The following is a 17,169-nucleotide window of genomic DNA, read 5'->3' as shown; positions in this document are numbered from 1 at the left end:
TAACCGCCCTACAGCTGTCATAAGCTTTATTGGACAGCCTTTTGGGTGGGGAGGACAAGAGTTGAAATTACCCTTGCTTGTTAAACAAACCCTGATGAGGGCCGGGGCCTTAGTAGCTGTCAAAACTATTGGCCTGGCTGGTAAAGTTTTCATCACAAGAAGCCTGGGGATGGAAGGATTAGGACTTTATCAACTGTCCTACTTCTTCTATGCCCTGATCTTAATGATTATCTCTGGCGGAGTGCCCACGGCACTGGCCATTTACACTTCCGGTCACCCTAATGCAGGCTGGGGCCAATTTAAAGGCTTCTCGATGGTTCTGCTGCTTCTGGGAGGCGGGGCCAGCCTTATAACCTTTCTGGAGTCGTCTTGGATCGCTTCCCTGCTCGGTTATCCCCAGCTGGATGTGGTCATCCGCTGCTTGGCCCCGTCTTTATTTGCCGTCCCGTTACTCGGTCTGCTCCGGGGTTATCTTCAAGGGCTTGAACGTTACGGGATCATTGCCTGGTCTGAGATTATTGAGCAATCCGTACGCATTGGCTCTTTAATGCTGCTCATCCCCCTGTTCATTCCCTCAGGCCTGGAGTTGGCTGTAGGTGCGGCGGTACTGGGTACCGCGCTTGGAGCTATAGCTGCCTTTGCGTTTCTTACCGCAGCCATCCTGTTCAAATTTCCGGATAAGTCCCCTTCACCATCAACGGATTACAGAACCGGATTTATGACCATCGCCAAGGTTTCATGCATCATCAGTCTGACCCGTCTGCTTGTCCCCGCCTCTGATTTTGTGGATTCTCTCCTGATTCCCCAGCGGCTGAGAGTTGCGGGTTATTCTTCACTTGAAGCGGTGCAGATGCTCGGGGTGTTTACTGGAATCGCTCTTGTGGTCGCTTATATGCCAACACTGTTCACCGGGGCAATCACACATATTTCCACGATGAAAATCTCATCGGACTGGACCAACCGGAAGTACCGCCAGTTCAATAAAAGAAGGAACTACACAATAGACTTGGCCTGGGTATGGGGGTGGGCCTCCAGTTGTTTTATTTTTTGTTTTTCACCGGAAATATCCGAGCTGCTATTTGGTGTTCCCAGTGCGGAGCCGTCCATCAAGATGCTTGCGGTGATTCCGCTTCTGGCAGGACTTAGAGAGGTGACCACCAGCATATTATGGGCCAAAAATCAAAAAAAAGCCCCATTTCTGGGACTGGCTGTAGGAATTGCAGCTAACTTTACGATCCTGTATGCGGCTGTCGCAGTGCCGGGGATGGGTTATGCGGGCATAGCTCTTGGAACAATCACCCTTGAGCTGGTATCCACCTTGTGGAACTTTAAGGTACTACAGCTTTTCAGCTATATTAAAACCCGCTTAGCGTTATATGTTCGGGACATTGTGTTTTTTGCAGCCCTCGCCTTGCTATGTATAGGAAGCTATAAATGGCTGGTCCCACCTTACGGTATTATGATAGAACTGGCTTCCTACCTGCTCTGCTCTGCCCTCTATTTTAAAATCCGGTTTAAACGTCTTCTATGAGCCGCTCCAACTTTAAAGAGCCAAATGAACTAAACTAGCAGACCCATAGGTCGGCGACGTTAGCCCATGTTGATAATCAAAGCAGCCCTGCTGGCATATTGAACGGTCCACCATCTGGATCACAGTTCATATCGCCATTCAGGGCTGCTTTATTTTCTTAAAAGTCTCCGAACGACACTCCAGAGAACGATACCGGTCCTGTAACGCTTGCTGTATTCAGCAGAACATTAGAGCTGTTGTTTGTGACCACCAGCAGATAGGAATGGTATCCCTGAGGGGCGTTATCCAAATAAGATATGTTTACCGGAGTTATGGCCAGAGCGGATAACCCGGAAGCACCCACGTTAAAAATAGGCTGTCCGTCTCTATAGATCGTAAATACCACATTAGGGACTCCCAAAGTTGTCTGGAAACCTACCGTTGCATTCAACAGCGCACTGCCTCCATTGATGGTATACAGTCCAAAGTTAGCCAGTCCCACCGGATCGGATGGACTTAGAATGGGGATGCTGAGTGTCTCAGTGCCCGTGGACGCAACTGAACTTCCTCTGTCTATTATAACTGCCATGATTACTACCTCCCTTCTATATTTACATAGTATGAGAGACTTATGGAAACGATTGGACTCTTGAGTTTCAAGAGGAATAATGAGGCTGCTCCCCTTACCATAATCGGACTCATCGTTCTCCTGCTCAGTCTCTGGGTGGACAAAAGGACATAAATCATATATTTTATTACTTATTAAAAGTATTATTATAAGTGGTCTGGGGTGATAGCAAACTAAATGAGTCCAATTACAAACAATACAATGCAAGTGAAAAAGATGAACCTGGAACTGGTTCGGCAGGCGCTTAAATCGATGAAGCAGGGCACGAAATCTATGGTGGCACAGGCTACAGGCTTAAGCGTAGCCACCTGTGGGAACATGCTTAATGAGCTGCTGGATACCGGTGAACTGTTCGAGCTGGACCTGGAGGAATCTAGTGGCGGCCGTCCGGCGAAGCTGTACCAATATAATGTGAACTATAGTTATATTGCCTGCATGATTATCCAAGCTGGAGTGGAGACACATTCCCTTAATTATAGAGTGGCCAATCTGGCGGGGGAGACCATCTCGGAAGGCGGCCTGGAAGCGGCGCAAATGAACGCAGGAGTGATTGAAGAGGAAGTTGATAGACTCCTCTCACTTTATCCGCAGATCCGGGCTGTAGGAATCGGTGTCCCGGGGGCTGTATATGAGGGGGTTATTAATCTCTGTGATATTCCGGAATTGGTCAATGTCCCTCTGATGGACCGCATTCATGAGAAACATAACATCGGGGTCCTTATAGAGAACGACATGAACTCAACGGTATATGGCTTCTACCGCAAACAGGAATACGAAGAAGACAAGTCCGTAGCCGTTGTGACATTCGTCGAAGGCTCTTTTCCGGGAGCAGGGATTATGGTCGATGGGCATATTCACAGAGGGAATACGCGGTTTGCCGGAGAGATCTCTTTTTTACCGTTTGGCATGTCACGCGAGGAGCAGCTGCGACAACTGCACAATCGCGATACGTTCCCCCATCTGTCTGCTTGGGCCATATCCAGTTTAATTGCAGTTATGAACCCGGAGACCATTGCCTTGACGGGAAGCCTTATCCAGCCGCCTGACGTACAGATGATCCGGTTGGAATGTCTGAAGTATATTCCAGAGATGCATGTGCCTCAGCTTACGCTGCTGGAGCATCCAGAAGAGGACTATATGTACGGGTTGATCACAATGACACTGGAAAGTCTCTCCTATTCCCTTCAGCTTGTGGAGAAACGGAGATAGCCTGAAGTATATGACAACAGATTACCATGATAAGAGAGGATTGGAGAGATACCATGAAAACAGAAAAACAAAAGATGCTGGATGGGGAACTGTACCTTGCTTCCGACCCTGAATTAACACGTGAGCGGGCCTATGCCAGACGAATGACACGTCTTTACAACCTGACCACCGAGATGGATGAAGAACGCCGGAGCCAGATCCTCAAAGAGCTGCTGGGCTCCACGGGAGAAACCGTTAGCATGGAGCCGAATATCCGGTTTGACTATGGCTCCAACATTCACGTTGGCGAGAATTTCTATGCTAATTTTGACTGCACCATCCTGGATGTGTGTGAAGTACGGATCGGGGATCATTGTATGTTCGGACCCGGTGTTCACGTGTATACGGCCACACATCCTGTGAATCCATATGAACGGATACAAGGACCCGAATACGGCAAACCTGTAACTCTTGGCAACAATGTGTGGGTTGGTGGCCGGGCCATTATTAATCCAGGCGTAACGATTGGAAATAATGTTGTTATTGCTTCTGGAGCGGTGGTGACTAAGGATATTCCGGACAACATGATTGTTGGCGGCAACCCGGCTAGAATTATAAAACAAGTTGAAGTGTAACTTGAACTGTTAGCTAGAAAAAGGCGCAGGTCCCATAACCGGAACCCGCGCCCTCTCTCTTATTTAAACACCTCTACGCCATTCAGAATAAGTCTGTGTGTAATGGCCGCACTCAACGAATCCGATACGGAACAATACTTCAACGTTCCAAGTTCAATGGCCTTCCAAATCCGGTAATCGGGAATATCGCCGTCCACCTTAAAGATCAGCTCGATGGATTCAAATCCCTTTGGAGGTTCCTCCTTGCGGACTCCGTTCGTTACAATCTCCAATTTATCGATGGAAGACAGGAAATTCTCCAGAATCATGGTTACATCAATACCAATACAGCCCGCCAAGCTTGCCAGCAGGACTTCCACGGGCGAAGCGCCGTTACCTTCCCCTCCCCATTGCGGCGTTGCGTCCATGTTCACGTTGTAGCCGGAAGGACCTGCTGCTTGAAAAAACTTCTTACCCTGCCATGTTGTCGTTACTTGCATATGGATAACCTACTTTCCTATTACGATTTTTGATATAAATGACAAGCTGTATAACGATTCTCGGATACTTTAAGCCATTCTGGCTCTACGCTGCCGCATTGCGGCATGGCATGAGGACAGCGGGTATGGAATACACAGCCTGAAGGCGGCTTGCGCGGGCTCGGCACCTCCCCGGACAGAACAATCCGCTCTCTTCGATTGTCCGGATCCGGTTCGGGAATGGCTGAGATCAGCGCCTGTGTATAGGGATGGAGAGGATTCGTGAACAGCTCCTCCGAGGGGCCGATCTCCATCATTTTCCCCAAGTACATAACCCCTACGTGGGTGCTAATGTACCGGACAACCGACAGATCGTGGGAAATGAAGAGATAGGTAAGGGAGAGCCGGCTCTGCAGATCCTCCAGCAAGGTCAGAATTTGAGCTTGTATCGATACATCCAGTGCCGACACCGGTTCATCAAAAACAATGAATTTAGGCTCAAGAATCAGTGCCCGGGCGATCCCTACTCTCTGCCGTTGACCGCCCGACAGTTCATGCGGATACCTTGAGGCATGTTTGGCGGTCAGCCCTACAACCTCGAGGATATCATTCACTTTTGCCACAAGCTCTGCAGGCGCCAATTTATAATGGGTACGCAGCGGCTCCTCCAAAATACGACGAACGGTCCATTTCGGATCAAGGGAGCCGAACGGGTCCTGAAATACCATCTGCATGTCCGTCTTAAGCCTTCTCATGGCCTCCTTACCGAGCTCTGTAATATCTGACCCCTCGAACAGGATGCCTCCAGAGGTAGGCTCTATTAACCTGAGCACGGTTTTGCCTAGAGTGGTTTTCCCTGAACCCGATTCCCCCACGATAGCGAACGTCTCCCCTTTTTCAATGGCAAAGGATACCCCATCGAGTGATTTGGCGGCGCCAGTAACCCGGCCGAACAGACCCGTTTTTACAGGATAATGCTTCTTTAAATCGTTGACCTCAAGAATGGGCTGCATCCGTATCCCCCCTATAGAGATGGCACTTGCATAAATGCTGATTGCCGAAGTCGTAAAGCGCCGGCTCTATGCTCTCACATAAATCCATTCTGGAAGGGCAGCGCTGGGCAAACCGGCAGCCAGGCAAATATTCCGAAGGATGGGGAACCTGGCCGGGTATCGCCTTCAGACGCTTCATCTCACCCGAGAACTTGGGCATCGAGTTCAACAGGCCGATTGTATAAGGATGCTTAGCTTCCTTGAACAGCGTCCGGATATCCCCCTGCTCCACAATTTGACCGGCATACATGACGGCCACCCGGTCACACATTTCAGCCACAACTCCAAGATCATGCGTGATAAAAATAATTGCGGTTCCCCGCTCCTTTTGAAGCTTCTTCATGAGCTCAAGAATTTGCGCCTGAATGGTGACGTCCAGGGCGGTTGTCGGCTCATCCGCGATCAGAATATCCGGATTGGAGGCCATCGCCATCGCGATCATCACACGCTGCCGCATGCCTCCGGACAGCTGGTGCGGATAGGCCTCCATAATTTGCTCCGGTGCGGATATGCCCACTTCCCCGAGCAGGGCAACCGCATCTTGATGGGCTTCTCTTTTACTTTTTTTCGAATGCTGCCGTATCGACTCGCGAACCTGGCGGCCGATCTTAAAGACTGGATTCAACGCCGTCATCGGCTCCTGAAAGATCGTGGCGATCTGATTGCCCCGCACCTTTTGCATTTCGGATTCGGACATGTTCAGCAGACTCTGTCCACGGTAACGAATATCTCCCTCCGCCACCTTGGCCAGCCCCTGGGGAAGCAGTCCCATAATGGATAGCGAGGTCACACTTTTTCCACTGCCGGATTCCCCGACAATGCCAAGCGTTTCTCCTGCCGCTAGTTCCAATTGCACCCCGTTTACTACCCGAATCGGACCGGAACCACTGGAGAAGTCGATAGACAATTGATCTATTTCCAAGAGCTTGGTCATAGCGGCCTCCCATGATGAATTAAAGTAGGTAAGACCCCCTGCGCCCTTCGGCTCGGAGGTCCTTCTTCTTATTTGTACAATGAGCTGAAGCGAATAATCTCATCCGGGTAGAAGATGTACCCTTTTACATCCTTGCTGATGCCAACAATCAAATTGCTTTCATACAGGTACGCCCACGGTGAATCCGCCGTAACCTGTTTTTGGACCTGCTTGTACAGCTCCGAACGCTTCGCATCGTCTGGTTCGACATTAGCCTGTGCTAACAAATTATCAACGACCTTACTGCTGTAACCTGTATAGTTGGAAGCACCTTTGCTGTCCAGCAGGAAACCGTAGTGATACGATGGGTCATTGACCAGCGAAGTATATTTGCCCAGATAAGCTGCTGCTTTCTTATTATTAATCAGCTCGCGGTATTGGGCTGGAGCTACTTTGTTAATGTTCAAGGTGACTCCAATTTTCTCAAGCTCCGATTTAAGCAAGACGGCAATATCTTCATAGTCCTGAGTTGAAGAGTTTACGGTTAAGTCAAAGGTAAATCCTTTCTCATAACCCGCTTCCTTAATCAACTGCTTGGCCTTATCCAGGTTGTAGGAATACTCATATCCCTCGGATGTGAAATCCGGAGATTTGCTGGAGATGGAGCTCTTCAGCGGTGAGGCTTGTCCGAAGGCCACATCCTTAATCAGCTTGTTCTGGTCAATCACATAGTTTATAGCTTGTCTCACCTTCAGCTGGTCGAATGGCTTGAAGTTCGCATTCATGCCAAGGTATACAATCCGGTTGGAGGATTCCGAGCTGATCGTGAGGTTGTCTTTCTTCGACAAGCTTTCCACGTCTTTAGCCGGAATGTCGAGCGCTACATCAACTTCACTTTTCTCAAGGAACAATTCACGGTTAGAAGCCTCTGCTACATACTTAACGATCACCTTATCAACCTTTGGAGCACCCTTCCAGTAGTCTTTATTAGCAACAAAGACAGCTTCGGTAGCAGGGTCCCATTTCTCAAGTTTAAACGCCCCGGAGCCTGCTGAATGCTGAGTCAGGTAATCATCCGGTTGGCCCTTAGCAACAGATGGATCGACGATCGAGAACGTAAAGGTAGCCAGATATTTCAAGAACAAGTGATTAGGAGCACCAAGCTTAAATTCAACTGTTTTATCATCAATTTTGGTCACAGACTTAATATTTGCCAGCTTATACAGGCTTCCGCCTTCGCCTTTGGATTGAACCCGCTCAAACGAGTATACAACCGCATCGGCATTGACAGGTTTACCGCTTTGGAACTTGGCCCCATCCCGGAGGGTGAACGTATAAGTCTTCAAATCATCGGAAACCTTCCAGGATTCAGCCAGTGAAGGAACGACTTTGTCGGTACGTCCCACCGTTTTGCCACCGGCTTCCTCCGTTGCGCTTGTTACCAGCTGATCATACAGGGCAAATGCGTAGGAGGCTGAAGTCAAGTCTCCGGCATCATGCGGGTCCATCGTCTGGCCTGCACCTTGCGAATAAGCAATCGTAATTGTTTTTCCAGCCGCAGAATCAGCCTTGGGCGCTGTATTGCTGCTTGCGGTTCCGCTCGGATTGGAGCTTTGTGCACAGCCCGATGCAAGCACCAGTACCAGCAATGCTGAAATAAGAATAAGAAATTTACTTTTAATCATGTCTTCCACTCCTTCTCTATATTTCTATTTATGTCTGGAAGATTGGCGGTGCGGATCAAGAACATCGCGCAGTCCATCTCCAAGTAAAATGAATCCGAAAATCGTTGTAGCAATCGCAGCTCCCGGGAACACCGTCATCCACCACTCGCCCGAAATAATATAATCACGGCCATAAGAAATCATGGCCCCCCATTCTGCTGTTGGAGGTTTGACCCCCAGCCCCAGAAAGCTCAGGCTTGAGGTAATCAATACGGCTGATCCCAGGCCAAGCGTAATTTGTACAACGACCGGCGCCAAGGCGTTCGGCAGAATATGCTGAAAAATAATCGCTGACTGCCGCACCCCCAGCGCTTTGCTGGCTTCAATAAATTCCTTCTCCTTGATCACAACAGTCTGGCCGTACATCAGACGGGCGAATTCCGGTATAGCCACGATGCCGACCGCCAGCAGGGCGCCAAATAAACCGGGTCCAATCGATGCTGCAAGCGCCATAGCCAGGATCAGCGATGGAAAAGCAAGCAAAATGTCCATGATTCTCATGATGAAATTCCCGGTCTTTCCTCCAAAATAACCGGCGATAGCGCCGAGCGGAATTCCAACCACACTTGCTATGCCTATCGCTACCATCCCGGTCCAAATTGTGACCCGCGCCCCGTACAGAATCCGGCTGAAAATATCCCGGCCGAAATTATCCGTACCGAACCAATGCACCATATTCGGGGACTGCAGCTTGTCTTCTGTTCGTATTTCATCAGGTCCAAACGGAGCAATCCATGGGGCTACCAACGCCAATATAACCCATGCCAAAACTATGATTAAACCAACTAACAACAATTTCTTCGCTGTAATCTTCCTCACGAAGCTTATCCATGGCTGCCTTAATGATCTATTCATATCTCACCCGGGGATCAAGCACCCCATATAACAATTCAACAATAAGATTAATGAATCCATACAACACGGCACTAATCAGGGTCATCGCCTGGATAGGCGCATAGTCTGCCGAGAGAATCGATTCCGTTACATAATTTCCGATTCCCGGCCATACAAAGATCGTCTCCGTAATGACCGCTCCCCCAAGCAGTGCGCCAAATTGCAGTCCGATTACCGTCAGGGAAGGTATCAAGGAATTAATAAGACCGTGCCTGTAAATGACCGCTCTGTGCGATAATCCCTTGGATTTGGCCGTTCTCATGAAATCCTGCCGGATGACCTCCAGCATGCTCGCCCTGATCATCTTCGTGACTATAGCCATCGTGCCCATGCTCATGCAGACCGCTGGCAGGATCAAATGCTGGAGTGAGCTTTTCAGAGCGGCCATATCCCAGCTCAGCAGGCTGTCCAGTACATACAAGCCTGTGATATGCGTCGGTGGATTCAGGTCTCCGCTAATACGGCCGATTGGCGCGGGCAACCATCCAAGCTTGGAGTAGAATAACGTAATAAGCAGCAATCCAAGCCAGAAGATAGGCACCGATGATCCAATAAAAGACAGCACTCTCGCGATATGGTCAAAAATAGAGTTCTGCCGGGAGGCTGCTGCAATGCCAAGAGGAATCGCTATGATTAAAGCTACGAGCATGCTTGCAAGCGTAAGCTCCAAGGTGGCCGGGAAACGGGACACAAAATCGGATACGACCGAGTGCCCCGTATGCCAGGCAAACCCCAAATCGCCCCTGAACAACTGCTTGATATAGTCCCAGAGCTGAATATAGAGCGGCTGATTGAATCCGTACTCCTCCCGTACCTTGTTCACAAACTCGGGAAGCGCTTGTTCCCCTGTTATCATAAGCGCCGGGTCCCCTGGTAAAATTCTTGTTAAGATGAACGTGATCATGACGATACCCGCGATACTTGGGATCATCATGGCTAATCGTCGAAGCGCATACTTTAACAACTCACATGATCCTCCTTCTCAGCTGTCTTCAACCTGTCATATCCCAAGCAATCCAAAAAACTCAAAATGAACGGCCTGCGCTGCCAATTCATCCACCGCAAGCTCAGGCAGGTTGGAATCCGAAGGGGTAGGTCCGAACAGCCACCTTGCAACAATTCCCTCAATTAAACTCATCAGGAGCGCTGCCCGTATATGTATGTCTGACGATTTCGGCAGCATGCCCAGCTCGACCGCCCGTTCAATATTTCGCCTGAACGAATCCTCCATTTCGATGCGTGTTTCCCGGAACGCATTTCGAATGGCTTCCTCTTCCCCGTTATCCATGAGCAGCAGCTGCATGAAATACCGGTGTTCCTGTGCAAATCTAAAAATGTCCGCCAGCAGGCGCTGCGAACCCTGAACCATCTCTTGGACAGAGCCGCCCCCAGTCCGGTAACCTCTCTTGATCACTGCAAGCAAATCTTCCCGGCCAGCCTCAATGATCTCAAGGGCTATCGCTTCCTTGCTCTTGAAATACCAATAGAATGTGCCCTGCGCAACTCCGGCATCATTAACGATGTCTGAAATTTTCGTGTTCTGATATCCATATCTGGCAAATCTCTCAACGGCAATATCCATCAATTGAGATTTTCTCGTATCCCGGAGACTAGACTGATTTGCGTTTGCGATGGAAATCACTCCCTCCAGATTGACTGGTCAGTCAGTTATTTTCATATCTTATAGGTTTAGTCGGTTTTTGTCAACGAATAAATCCGCTTAATCTGACTGATGTTCTTGGCTTTGAAATACAAAAAAAGCCACCTTCAATTTGGAGATGACTTTCTGGATTTGAAAGCATGCTGGTGAAGGGAATTGAACCCCCGGCCTACGCATTACGAGTGCGTTGCTCTACCCCTGAGCTACACCAGCTTATATATATAATTATATAACATATCGTCTGTTTTTCAACCTTGAATTAAGGCATTAAAATGAACCAAAGAGAGAGGCTTTCACAGCTTCTCTCTCACCGACCGCAGCTTCTGCTCTGAAGAGGAAGGCTTATCGCGACGGTCGTCGATTTTGATGGACGTGGAGACCCGACCGGCTCCAGCTTCAAAAGTCGCTTCGTGAAGCGCCGTTATGGCCGCAAGGATACGGTCAAGCGGTCCCTCGATAATCGTGCTCATGGATGTGAGCTGATACTCTACCCCTTCCTGCTTCTGCAGCACCCGCTGCATCTGAGCCACATAAGTGCTCAGGCTGGTGGAGCCTGTGCCTATAGGAATAATAGTTACCTCAGCAATAGCCACAATCAACTTCTCCCTTCTCAATTGGATTATCCCGCTATTTGTTCTCATTTAATTTTAACATCCCTCTTTCATTTTTCCAAAGACCAAGCTGAAAACCATGAAAATTTACACCCCAAATACAACCAATTTTCTTCAAAATCCCGCAAAAAATTTTTGTGAAATTTCTTTGAATCGGCTCATCCCAAGCAGGGTGCGGGAAGGCGGTTATCTCTCGAAAAGTCAAGCCCCTTTTTCTTGGCGTTTTGGATTTTCAAACCCTATTCAAACACTATATATTGTGGTAATGTAAATAAACCGAAACCAAATATAGTGTGAACAGGCTTTTGGCAAGCCAGACGCTTCTGTGGGCTTATTGTTCTGGAGGATCTCATGATTCTACCCGAAACCACGTATTCCCCGACTTCTTCTGCAAGTGTTCGGCTTTCAGGATATGCCTGTTTTCACGACGCCCTCCTTCTCTTGGGAAGACACGGGAGTCCGGATGCACTACATACAACAATTCGAAAGCCCGATTGCTTTCCTACCTGCACGATAAGTATCAGCAGTGTTGCTGGAATGGGAGCTTCTTTCGCATCCGTATATACAAGTATATCGAGGGGAGAAGTTGTAAATGGCACTATTGAATCCGGTTCTTGGCAGACAAGAAAGTATGCTAAGTGAAGTTATACAGCTTGGAGATGACATTCGGGGCAGCCTCGATCTGGAGATGCTGCGGGAGAATGCCAATTTGAACGGAGAGAGCTTCTCAGGGAAAATGAGCAAATTCGGCAGTGAATATGCCAAGTGGTATGCAAAGCATTTTGTGATGCCAACACCGCTTGTGCAGGCTTATGAAGACAATTGGGTCTATATTCATGATCTTGATCAATACGCCATTGGCACAACGAACTGCATATTCATCCCATTTGATAAACTGCTTCGGCAGGGCTTCAATACGGGCAACGGAAGTGTCCGTCCGCCGAATTCCATCATGACCGCTATGGCGCTGGTGGCGATTATTTTCCAGTCCCAGCAGAACTCCCAGTATGGCGGCGTATCTGCGAACAAGCTGGACCATGACCTGGCTCCTTATGTGGCCAAGTCCTTCTCGAAGTATTTTCTTAAAGGCCTGGATTACTTCGAGGAGCAGGATCCAAACATTACAGGCGCAGAGCTTGGGGAAGTCCACATGAGCCGCCTGGATCTCCAGGAACGTTATCCAAAGGCCTTCCGTTATGCTCTCAAGGAGACGGAGCTTGAGACGCTGCAGGGCGCAGAGAGCCTTATCCATAATCTGAATACGATGTCGAGCCGGGCAGGAGGGCAAATCCCTTTTACCAGCATTAACTACGGCACCTGCACCTCACCTGAAGGACAGCTTGTCATCAGCTCCATCCTGGCGGCTACTTTAAGAGGGCTTGGCAGCGGGGAGACCCCGATCTTCCCTATCCAAATCTTCAAGTGTAAAAAAGGCATCAACCAGGCGCCTGGAGAACCGAACTACCCGCTCTTCCTGAAAGCGGCGGAATGCTCGGCACATCGGCTGTATCCGAATTTCGCCAATCTGGATGCCCCACTCAACCTGGCTTACTACGATCCGGCCAACCCGGATACCGAGTTCGCAACGATGGGCTGCCGTACCCGGGTGCTGGCCGACCGTTTCGGCCGCAATCACCTGTCCGGCAAAGGCAACCTGTCCTTCAACACCTTGAACCTGGTGAAAATGGGGATTGAACATGGCACAGCGCTCGGGCGGCGCAAGAAAGCCGATGAAGCAGGATTTTACCGGGAGCTGGACCGCTGCCTGGATATCGCCCTGGAAGGGCTGCTTCACCGGTTTGAGATCCAGTCCGCCCAGAAAGCCAAGGCGTCCGACTTCATGATGCGCGAAGGGGTATGGGAAGGCGGCGAGCAGCTTGATCCGGAAGCTCCTGTGGGAGATCTGCTCAAGCACGGAAGCCTGTCCATCGGATTCATCGGATTGGCAGAGTGTATGAAAGCCTTGTACGGCAAACATCATGCCGAGGATGAGCAGGTCTATCAAAAGGCGCTGCAGCTGATCCAATACATGCGGAGCTACTGTGACCGCCACAGCGACAGGCTGAACCTGAACATCACCCTGTTCGCCACACCGGCTGAAGGGCTGTCCGGCAAATTCACCAAGCGTGACCGTGCTTTCTATGGGGCAATCCCCGGTGTAACGGACCGGGAATATTACACGAATTCGTTCCACGTGCCTGTGTACTATCCGGTGACCGCGGCCACCAAAATTAAACTTGAGGCCCCGTTCCACGACCTGTGCAACGCTGGCGCCATTTCCTATATTGAACTGAACGGGAATGCCCGCGCCAACCCGGAAGCATTCCTGCGCATCGTCCAATATGCCCTCGATCAGCAGGTAAGCTACTTCAGCATCAATCATCCGATTGACCGCTGCTCCGCCTGCGGGCATGAAGGCATTATCGGGGCCACCTGCCCTTCCTGCGGAAGCCATGAGAATGATGTACATATCCGCAGGCTCCGCCGGGTCACCGGCTACCTGACCGGGGATTTCCAGACCCGGTTCAACGGGGCCAAGCAGGCCGAAGTCAGAGACCGGGTTAAGCATACCCCATGAATATTTGCGGATATTCCCCGGAGTCTATTAATGAGGGCGAGGGCCTCCGGGCCGCCATCTTCATCAGCGGATGCCGGCATTACTGCCCGGGCTGCTTCAGCCCGAAGACCTGGAATTTCAATTACGGCGAGCCCTTCACGAAGGCCAGGCAGCTTGAGATCATCGATGAAATTAAGAACAATCCGTTATTGAATGGAGTCACGATTCTTGGCGGAGATCCTTTCTTCTCTGCGGAGGAGGTCAGCGGCTTTCTGGATCTGCTGCGCCTTAAAGCCGGTCCCATCCCGGTGTGGATTTACAGCGGTTATACGTTTGAGGAGTTAACCGCCCAGCCCGGTTCGGCCGAATACGCACTGCTGTCGCGCTGCGAAGTGCTTGTCGACGGGCGTTTTATTGAAGAGATGCGCGATCCTTCCCTGCGTTACTGTGGGAGCTCCAATCAGCGGCTGATTGATGTTCCGAAGAGTCTTGCCCAAGAAAAAGCTGTTCTCTGGAAAAGCCGCTTCAGCTCTGGCTTAGAGCCATTTTCACCTTGAAATGAATACAAATAACGGCAGCAAAGTCTTTAATTCTTTCTTTATCGCCATGACTCTTTCTAGTATAATTGCTTCTTGTGGTCCTTTTTTGAGCGGCAAACCTAACCAGCCAAAAACAGATGATCCATTGCAGCCAGTTTCAAACGATGTAATCTGCAATTTTACTCTATAAATTTATATTTCAATAAGAAAGTAGGGATTTACTTCTATGCCATCCTTCGTCACTAAACCGAACAACCGTCAACTCGCTTTCGACAGCAACCGTCTAGGTATTTATGCGGACCGCATTCTTGAAGGGCTCCCTTCTTTGGATAAAGAACGCCTGCTGCGCGGAGTGACCTCCAAGCTGCGCCGTGATGAAGTCACTGCTGAGGAGATCAGCAACGCGTTTACCATGTCCTCGCTGGAGCTTGTAACCAAGGAAGAACCGGACTGGAAGTTCGCCGCTGCGCGTTCCCTGCTTACGACACTGTATAAGAAAGCTGCGTTCAACCGCCGCTACAAAGCATATCCGGAAGAACCGTACGGATCATTCTATCACCTCGTAAGCGAGCTGACCAAGGCTGGCATTTATAAAGAGGAGCTGCTCGAAGTCTATACCAAAGAGCAGATTGAAGAACTCGGCGAAACGATTGATCCTTCGCGCGATCTGCTGTTTGACTATATCGGGCTGCTTACCCTTGCTGAGCGCTATCTCGCTAACGATTTTGACGGACGAGTTATGGAGCTTCCGCAGGAACGCTATATGATCATCGCGATGTTCCTGATGCACAAGGAACCGGCTGAGACGCGTATGGAACTGGTCAAAGAAGCTTACTGGGCCATGAGCAACATCTACATGACCGCAGCGACGCCAACCATGTCCAATGCCGGTAAAAAAGTAGCCGGACAGCTCTCCAGCTGCTTCATCGATACGGTCGATGATTCCCTGGAAGGCATCTTCGACTCCAACACTGATGTGGCCCGTCTGAGCAAAATGGGCGGCGGTATCGGCGTATACCTCGGCAAAGTCCGGGCCCGCGGTTCGGATATCCGCGGCCACAAGAACACCAGCTCCGGCGTTATCCCTTGGATCCGCCAGCTGAACAATACCGCGGTCAGTGTTGACCAGCTCGGCACACGTAAAGGTGCGATCGCCGTATACCTGGATGTGTTCCATAAAGACATCCTGGCCTTCCTTGACCTGAAGCTGAACAACGGGGACGAACGGATGCGCGCGCATGACGTGTTCCACGGGGTCTGCCTTCCCGACCTGTTCATGGAGGCAGTAGAGAACCGTGACGAGTGGAGCTTGTTCTGCCCGCATGAAGTGAAGAAGACCATGGGCTGGAAAGATGCGAACGGACGCCCATTGGGACTTGAAGACTTTTATGATGAGTCCTTTGGTGAAGGCTCCTTCCGTGAGAAATATGAAGAAGCTGTGGCTCATCCAACGCTTCCGCGTATTACCGTACAGGCTATCGATATTATGAAACGGATTATGAAATCCCAGCTGGAGACCGGTACCCCGTACATGTTCTACCGTGACACAGTGAACCGGGCCAATCCGAACCGTGCGCATGGCATGATCTATTCTTCCAACCTCTGCACAGAGATTATGCAGAATCAGTCCGCTACAGTGGTTGAACAGGAAGAGCTTGTAACCAAAGACGGCCAGACCCGCATTGTCATCTCCAAAATCCCGGGTGACTTCGTAGTCTGCAATCTGAACTCCATTCACCTGGCACGTGCGGTTCCGGCCGGCGTTCTGGAGCGTCTCGTACCGATTCAGGTCCGCATGCTGGACAACGTCATCGACATTAACAACATCGAAGTGCTGCAGGCTCAATACACGAACAGCCAATACCGTGCCATCGGTCTGGGGACGTTCGGTCTGCATCACCTGCTGGCTCTGGAAGGCATCCGTTGGGAATCCGACGAAGCCGTAGCCTACAACGATGCTCTATATGAGAAAATCAACTACCTGCTTGTCCGCTCCAGCATGGAGCTGGCCAAGGAAAAAGGCCGCTACGCCAAATTCGAAGGCTCCGACTGGGATACAGGCCACTACTTCACCTACCGTCATTACACCGACGGAACCCGTGAAGGCAAATATGTAACTACTGAAGAGTGGCGCGCTCTTCAGGCTGAAGTGCATGAGCATGGTGTGCGTAACGCCTGGATGTTCGCTATCGCGCCAAATGGCTCCACTTCAATCATTGCCGGATCTACAGCAAGTATCGATCCGCTGTATGAACTGTTGTCCTATGAAGAGAAGACAACTTACAAAATTGCCAACCCGGCTCCGGACCTGTCCGAGAAGACAATCTGGTATTACAAAACCGCATTCCTGATTGACCAGAACTGGTCCATCAAGATGGCTTCGGCCCGTCAGCGTCACGTGGACCAGGCGCAAAGCTTCAACCTGTATGTGCGCCCTGACATCAAAGCGACTGAATTCCTCAGTCTGCACCTGCATGCCTGGAAAGCGGGCATCAAATCGACGTATTATGTGCGCAGCCGTGCGCTGACCATTGAAGAATGTGAGTCGTGTGCATCGTAAAATCCGAAAGAGCCTTCGAAGGCTTTTTCCAACCCACCCAAACCCTCCCTTCCTAAGGGAGGGCCCCAAGGGCTTCGCCCTCTGGACACCCGAGTGGGGAACGTGAGAGTTTGAGAGACGGTTGTGTGAGGCTTCGTGCTTGGATCGCTTGCCGTCCCTATCGGGACCCGCTTTCGGATTGGATGTGTCTAGTTACCTGTTTCAATCGCTTGGGAGCCGGGCTTTTATGACCCGGGTGAG

Annotated in this window: 15 protein-coding genes and 1 tRNA gene; 6 read left to right on the top strand and 10 right to left on the bottom strand. The window is 50.2% G+C overall.

Annotated elements, in window-relative coordinates; translation table 11 throughout:
- The first annotated feature begins 61 nt into the window (after positions 1-61).
- Positions 62-1,531: an oligosaccharide flippase family protein gene (locus BN6628_RS02780; RefSeq protein WP_068613913.1), complete on the top strand. Its 1,470-nt coding sequence runs from the start codon at positions 62-64 to the stop codon at positions 1,529-1,531.
- Positions 1,532-1,688: 157 nt separating this feature from the next.
- Here the strand turns inward: BN6628_RS02780 and BN6628_RS02775 are convergent, their stop codons facing one another.
- Positions 1,689-2,099, bottom strand: a complete 411-nt coding sequence (locus BN6628_RS02775) for a hypothetical protein (RefSeq protein ID WP_068613909.1) — start codon at positions 2,097-2,099, stop codon at positions 1,689-1,691.
- Positions 2,100-2,315: 216 nt separating this feature from the next.
- Here BN6628_RS02775 and BN6628_RS02770 point away from each other — a divergent pair, with 216 nt between their 5' ends.
- Together BN6628_RS02770 and BN6628_RS02765 are read left to right on the top strand one after the other, a co-directional pair.
- On the top strand, positions 2,316-3,347 hold the full coding sequence (locus tag BN6628_RS02770) for an ROK family protein (protein ID WP_068613906.1): 1,032 nt from the start codon (positions 2,316-2,318) through the stop codon (positions 3,345-3,347).
- 53 nt (positions 3,348-3,400) lie between these two features.
- Complete coding sequence (locus BN6628_RS02765) at positions 3,401-3,961, top strand: sugar O-acetyltransferase (protein WP_068613904.1); 561 nt, start codon at positions 3,401-3,403, stop codon at positions 3,959-3,961.
- A gap of 59 nt (positions 3,962-4,020) precedes the next feature.
- On the opposite strand, the gene BN6628_RS02760 is transcribed toward BN6628_RS02765, so the two are convergent.
- The 9 genes from BN6628_RS02760 to BN6628_RS02720 form a co-directional block, all read right to left on the bottom strand.
- The gene (locus tag BN6628_RS02760; RefSeq protein WP_068613902.1) at positions 4,021-4,440 is read right to left on the bottom strand and encodes an OsmC family protein; all 420 of its coding nucleotides are present in this window, start codon (positions 4,438-4,440) and stop codon (positions 4,021-4,023) included.
- A gap of 20 nt (positions 4,441-4,460) precedes the next feature.
- A complete protein-coding gene (locus tag BN6628_RS02755; RefSeq protein WP_068613899.1) occupies positions 4,461-5,432 on the bottom strand; it encodes an ABC transporter ATP-binding protein in 972 nt (323 codons plus the stop codon).
- Positions 5,416-6,405 (bottom strand): ABC transporter ATP-binding protein, encoded by a 990-nt coding sequence (locus tag BN6628_RS02750; RefSeq protein ID WP_068613896.1) that lies wholly within the window; start codon positions 6,403-6,405, stop codon positions 5,416-5,418. Before BN6628_RS02750 ends, BN6628_RS02755 begins: the two co-directional genes overlap by 17 nt.
- A 68-nt stretch (positions 6,406-6,473) precedes the next feature.
- On the bottom strand, positions 6,474-8,069 hold the full coding sequence (locus BN6628_RS02745) for an ABC transporter substrate-binding protein (RefSeq protein WP_068613893.1): 1,596 nt from the start codon (positions 8,067-8,069) through the stop codon (positions 6,474-6,476).
- A 24-nt stretch (positions 8,070-8,093) separates the two neighbouring features.
- On the bottom strand, positions 8,094-8,963 hold the full coding sequence (locus BN6628_RS02740; RefSeq protein ID WP_068613890.1) for an ABC transporter permease: 870 nt from the start codon (positions 8,961-8,963) through the stop codon (positions 8,094-8,096).
- Positions 8,956-9,966 carry an ABC transporter permease gene (locus tag BN6628_RS02735; RefSeq protein ID WP_068613887.1) on the bottom strand — a complete coding sequence of 337 codons (1,011 nt, stop codon included), beginning with the start codon at positions 9,964-9,966 and terminating at the stop codon, positions 8,956-8,958. The genes BN6628_RS02740 and BN6628_RS02735 overlap by 8 nt, the downstream gene beginning before the upstream one ends.
- 36 nt (positions 9,967-10,002) lie before the next feature.
- Positions 10,003-10,584 (bottom strand): TetR/AcrR family transcriptional regulator, encoded by a 582-nt coding sequence (locus BN6628_RS02730; protein ID WP_082926763.1) that lies wholly within the window; start codon positions 10,582-10,584, stop codon positions 10,003-10,005.
- A 219-nt stretch (positions 10,585-10,803) separates the two neighbouring features.
- Positions 10,804-10,875: transfer RNA gene (locus BN6628_RS02725), tRNA-Thr, on the bottom strand.
- Between the two features lie 80 nt (positions 10,876-10,955).
- A complete protein-coding gene (locus BN6628_RS02720; RefSeq protein WP_068621895.1) occupies positions 10,956-11,255 on the bottom strand; it encodes an MTH1187 family thiamine-binding protein in 300 nt (99 codons plus the stop codon).
- Positions 11,256-11,865: 610 nt separating this feature from the next.
- Here BN6628_RS02720 and BN6628_RS02715 point away from each other — a divergent pair.
- The 3 genes from BN6628_RS02715 (at position 11,866) to BN6628_RS02705 (ending at position 16,929) form a co-directional block, all read left to right on the top strand.
- Positions 11,866-13,851 carry an anaerobic ribonucleoside triphosphate reductase gene (locus tag BN6628_RS02715; RefSeq protein ID WP_068613881.1) on the top strand — a complete coding sequence of 662 codons (1,986 nt, stop codon included), beginning with the start codon at positions 11,866-11,868 and terminating at the stop codon, positions 13,849-13,851.
- Positions 13,848-14,387 carry an anaerobic ribonucleoside-triphosphate reductase activating protein gene (gene nrdG, locus BN6628_RS02710; protein WP_068613878.1) on the top strand — a complete coding sequence of 180 codons (540 nt, stop codon included), beginning with the start codon at positions 13,848-13,850 and terminating at the stop codon, positions 14,385-14,387. The genes BN6628_RS02715 and nrdG overlap by 4 nt, the downstream gene beginning before the upstream one ends.
- 208 nt (positions 14,388-14,595) lie before the next feature.
- Positions 14,596-16,929 (top strand): ribonucleoside-diphosphate reductase subunit alpha, encoded by a 2,334-nt coding sequence (locus BN6628_RS02705; RefSeq protein WP_068613875.1) that lies wholly within the window; start codon positions 14,596-14,598, stop codon positions 16,927-16,929.
- Positions 16,930-17,169: the final 240 nt, after the last annotated feature.

The organism is Paenibacillus tuaregi, assembly GCF_900086655.1.
GTDB classification, from domain to species: Bacteria; Bacillota; Bacilli; order Paenibacillales; family Paenibacillaceae; genus Fontibacillus; species Fontibacillus tuaregi.
Note: the sequence above shows the minus strand (reverse complement) of the source record. Positions and strands in the feature narration are given on the sequence as shown.

Bases quoted from the DNA above. Each gene is read 5' to 3' on its own strand.
- BN6628_RS02775 (WP_068613909.1), bottom strand. From the start codon at position 2,099: ATGGCAGTTATAATAGACAGAGGAAGTTCAGTTGCGTCCACGGGCACT.
- BN6628_RS02770 (WP_068613906.1), top strand. From the start codon at position 2,316: ATGAGTCCAATTACAAACAATACAATGCAAGTGAAAAAGATGAACCTG.
- BN6628_RS02765 (WP_068613904.1), top strand. From the start codon at position 3,401: ATGAAAACAGAAAAACAAAAGATGCTGGATGGGGAACTGTACCTTGCT.
- BN6628_RS02760 (WP_068613902.1), bottom strand. From the start codon at position 4,440: ATGCAAGTAACGACAACATGGCAGGGTAAGAAGTTTTTTCAAGCAGCA.
- BN6628_RS02755 (WP_068613899.1), bottom strand. From the start codon at position 5,432: ATGCAGCCCATTCTTGAGGTCAACGATTTAAAGAAGCATTATCCTGTA.
- BN6628_RS02750 (WP_068613896.1), bottom strand. From the start codon at position 6,405: ATGACCAAGCTCTTGGAAATAGATCAATTGTCTATCGACTTCTCCAGT.
- BN6628_RS02745 (WP_068613893.1), bottom strand. From the start codon at position 8,069: ATGATTAAAAGTAAATTTCTTATTCTTATTTCAGCATTGCTGGTACTG.
- BN6628_RS02740 (WP_068613890.1), bottom strand. From the start codon at position 8,963: ATGAATAGATCATTAAGGCAGCCATGGATAAGCTTCGTGAGGAAGATT.
- BN6628_RS02730 (WP_082926763.1), bottom strand. From the start codon at position 10,584: ATGGATATTGCCGTTGAGAGATTTGCCAGATATGGATATCAGAACACG.
- BN6628_RS02715 (WP_068613881.1), top strand. From the start codon at position 11,866: ATGGCACTATTGAATCCGGTTCTTGGCAGACAAGAAAGTATGCTAAGT.
- nrdG (WP_068613878.1), top strand. From the start codon at position 13,848: ATGAATATTTGCGGATATTCCCCGGAGTCTATTAATGAGGGCGAGGGC.
- BN6628_RS02705 (WP_068613875.1), top strand. From the start codon at position 14,596: ATGCCATCCTTCGTCACTAAACCGAACAACCGTCAACTCGCTTTCGAC.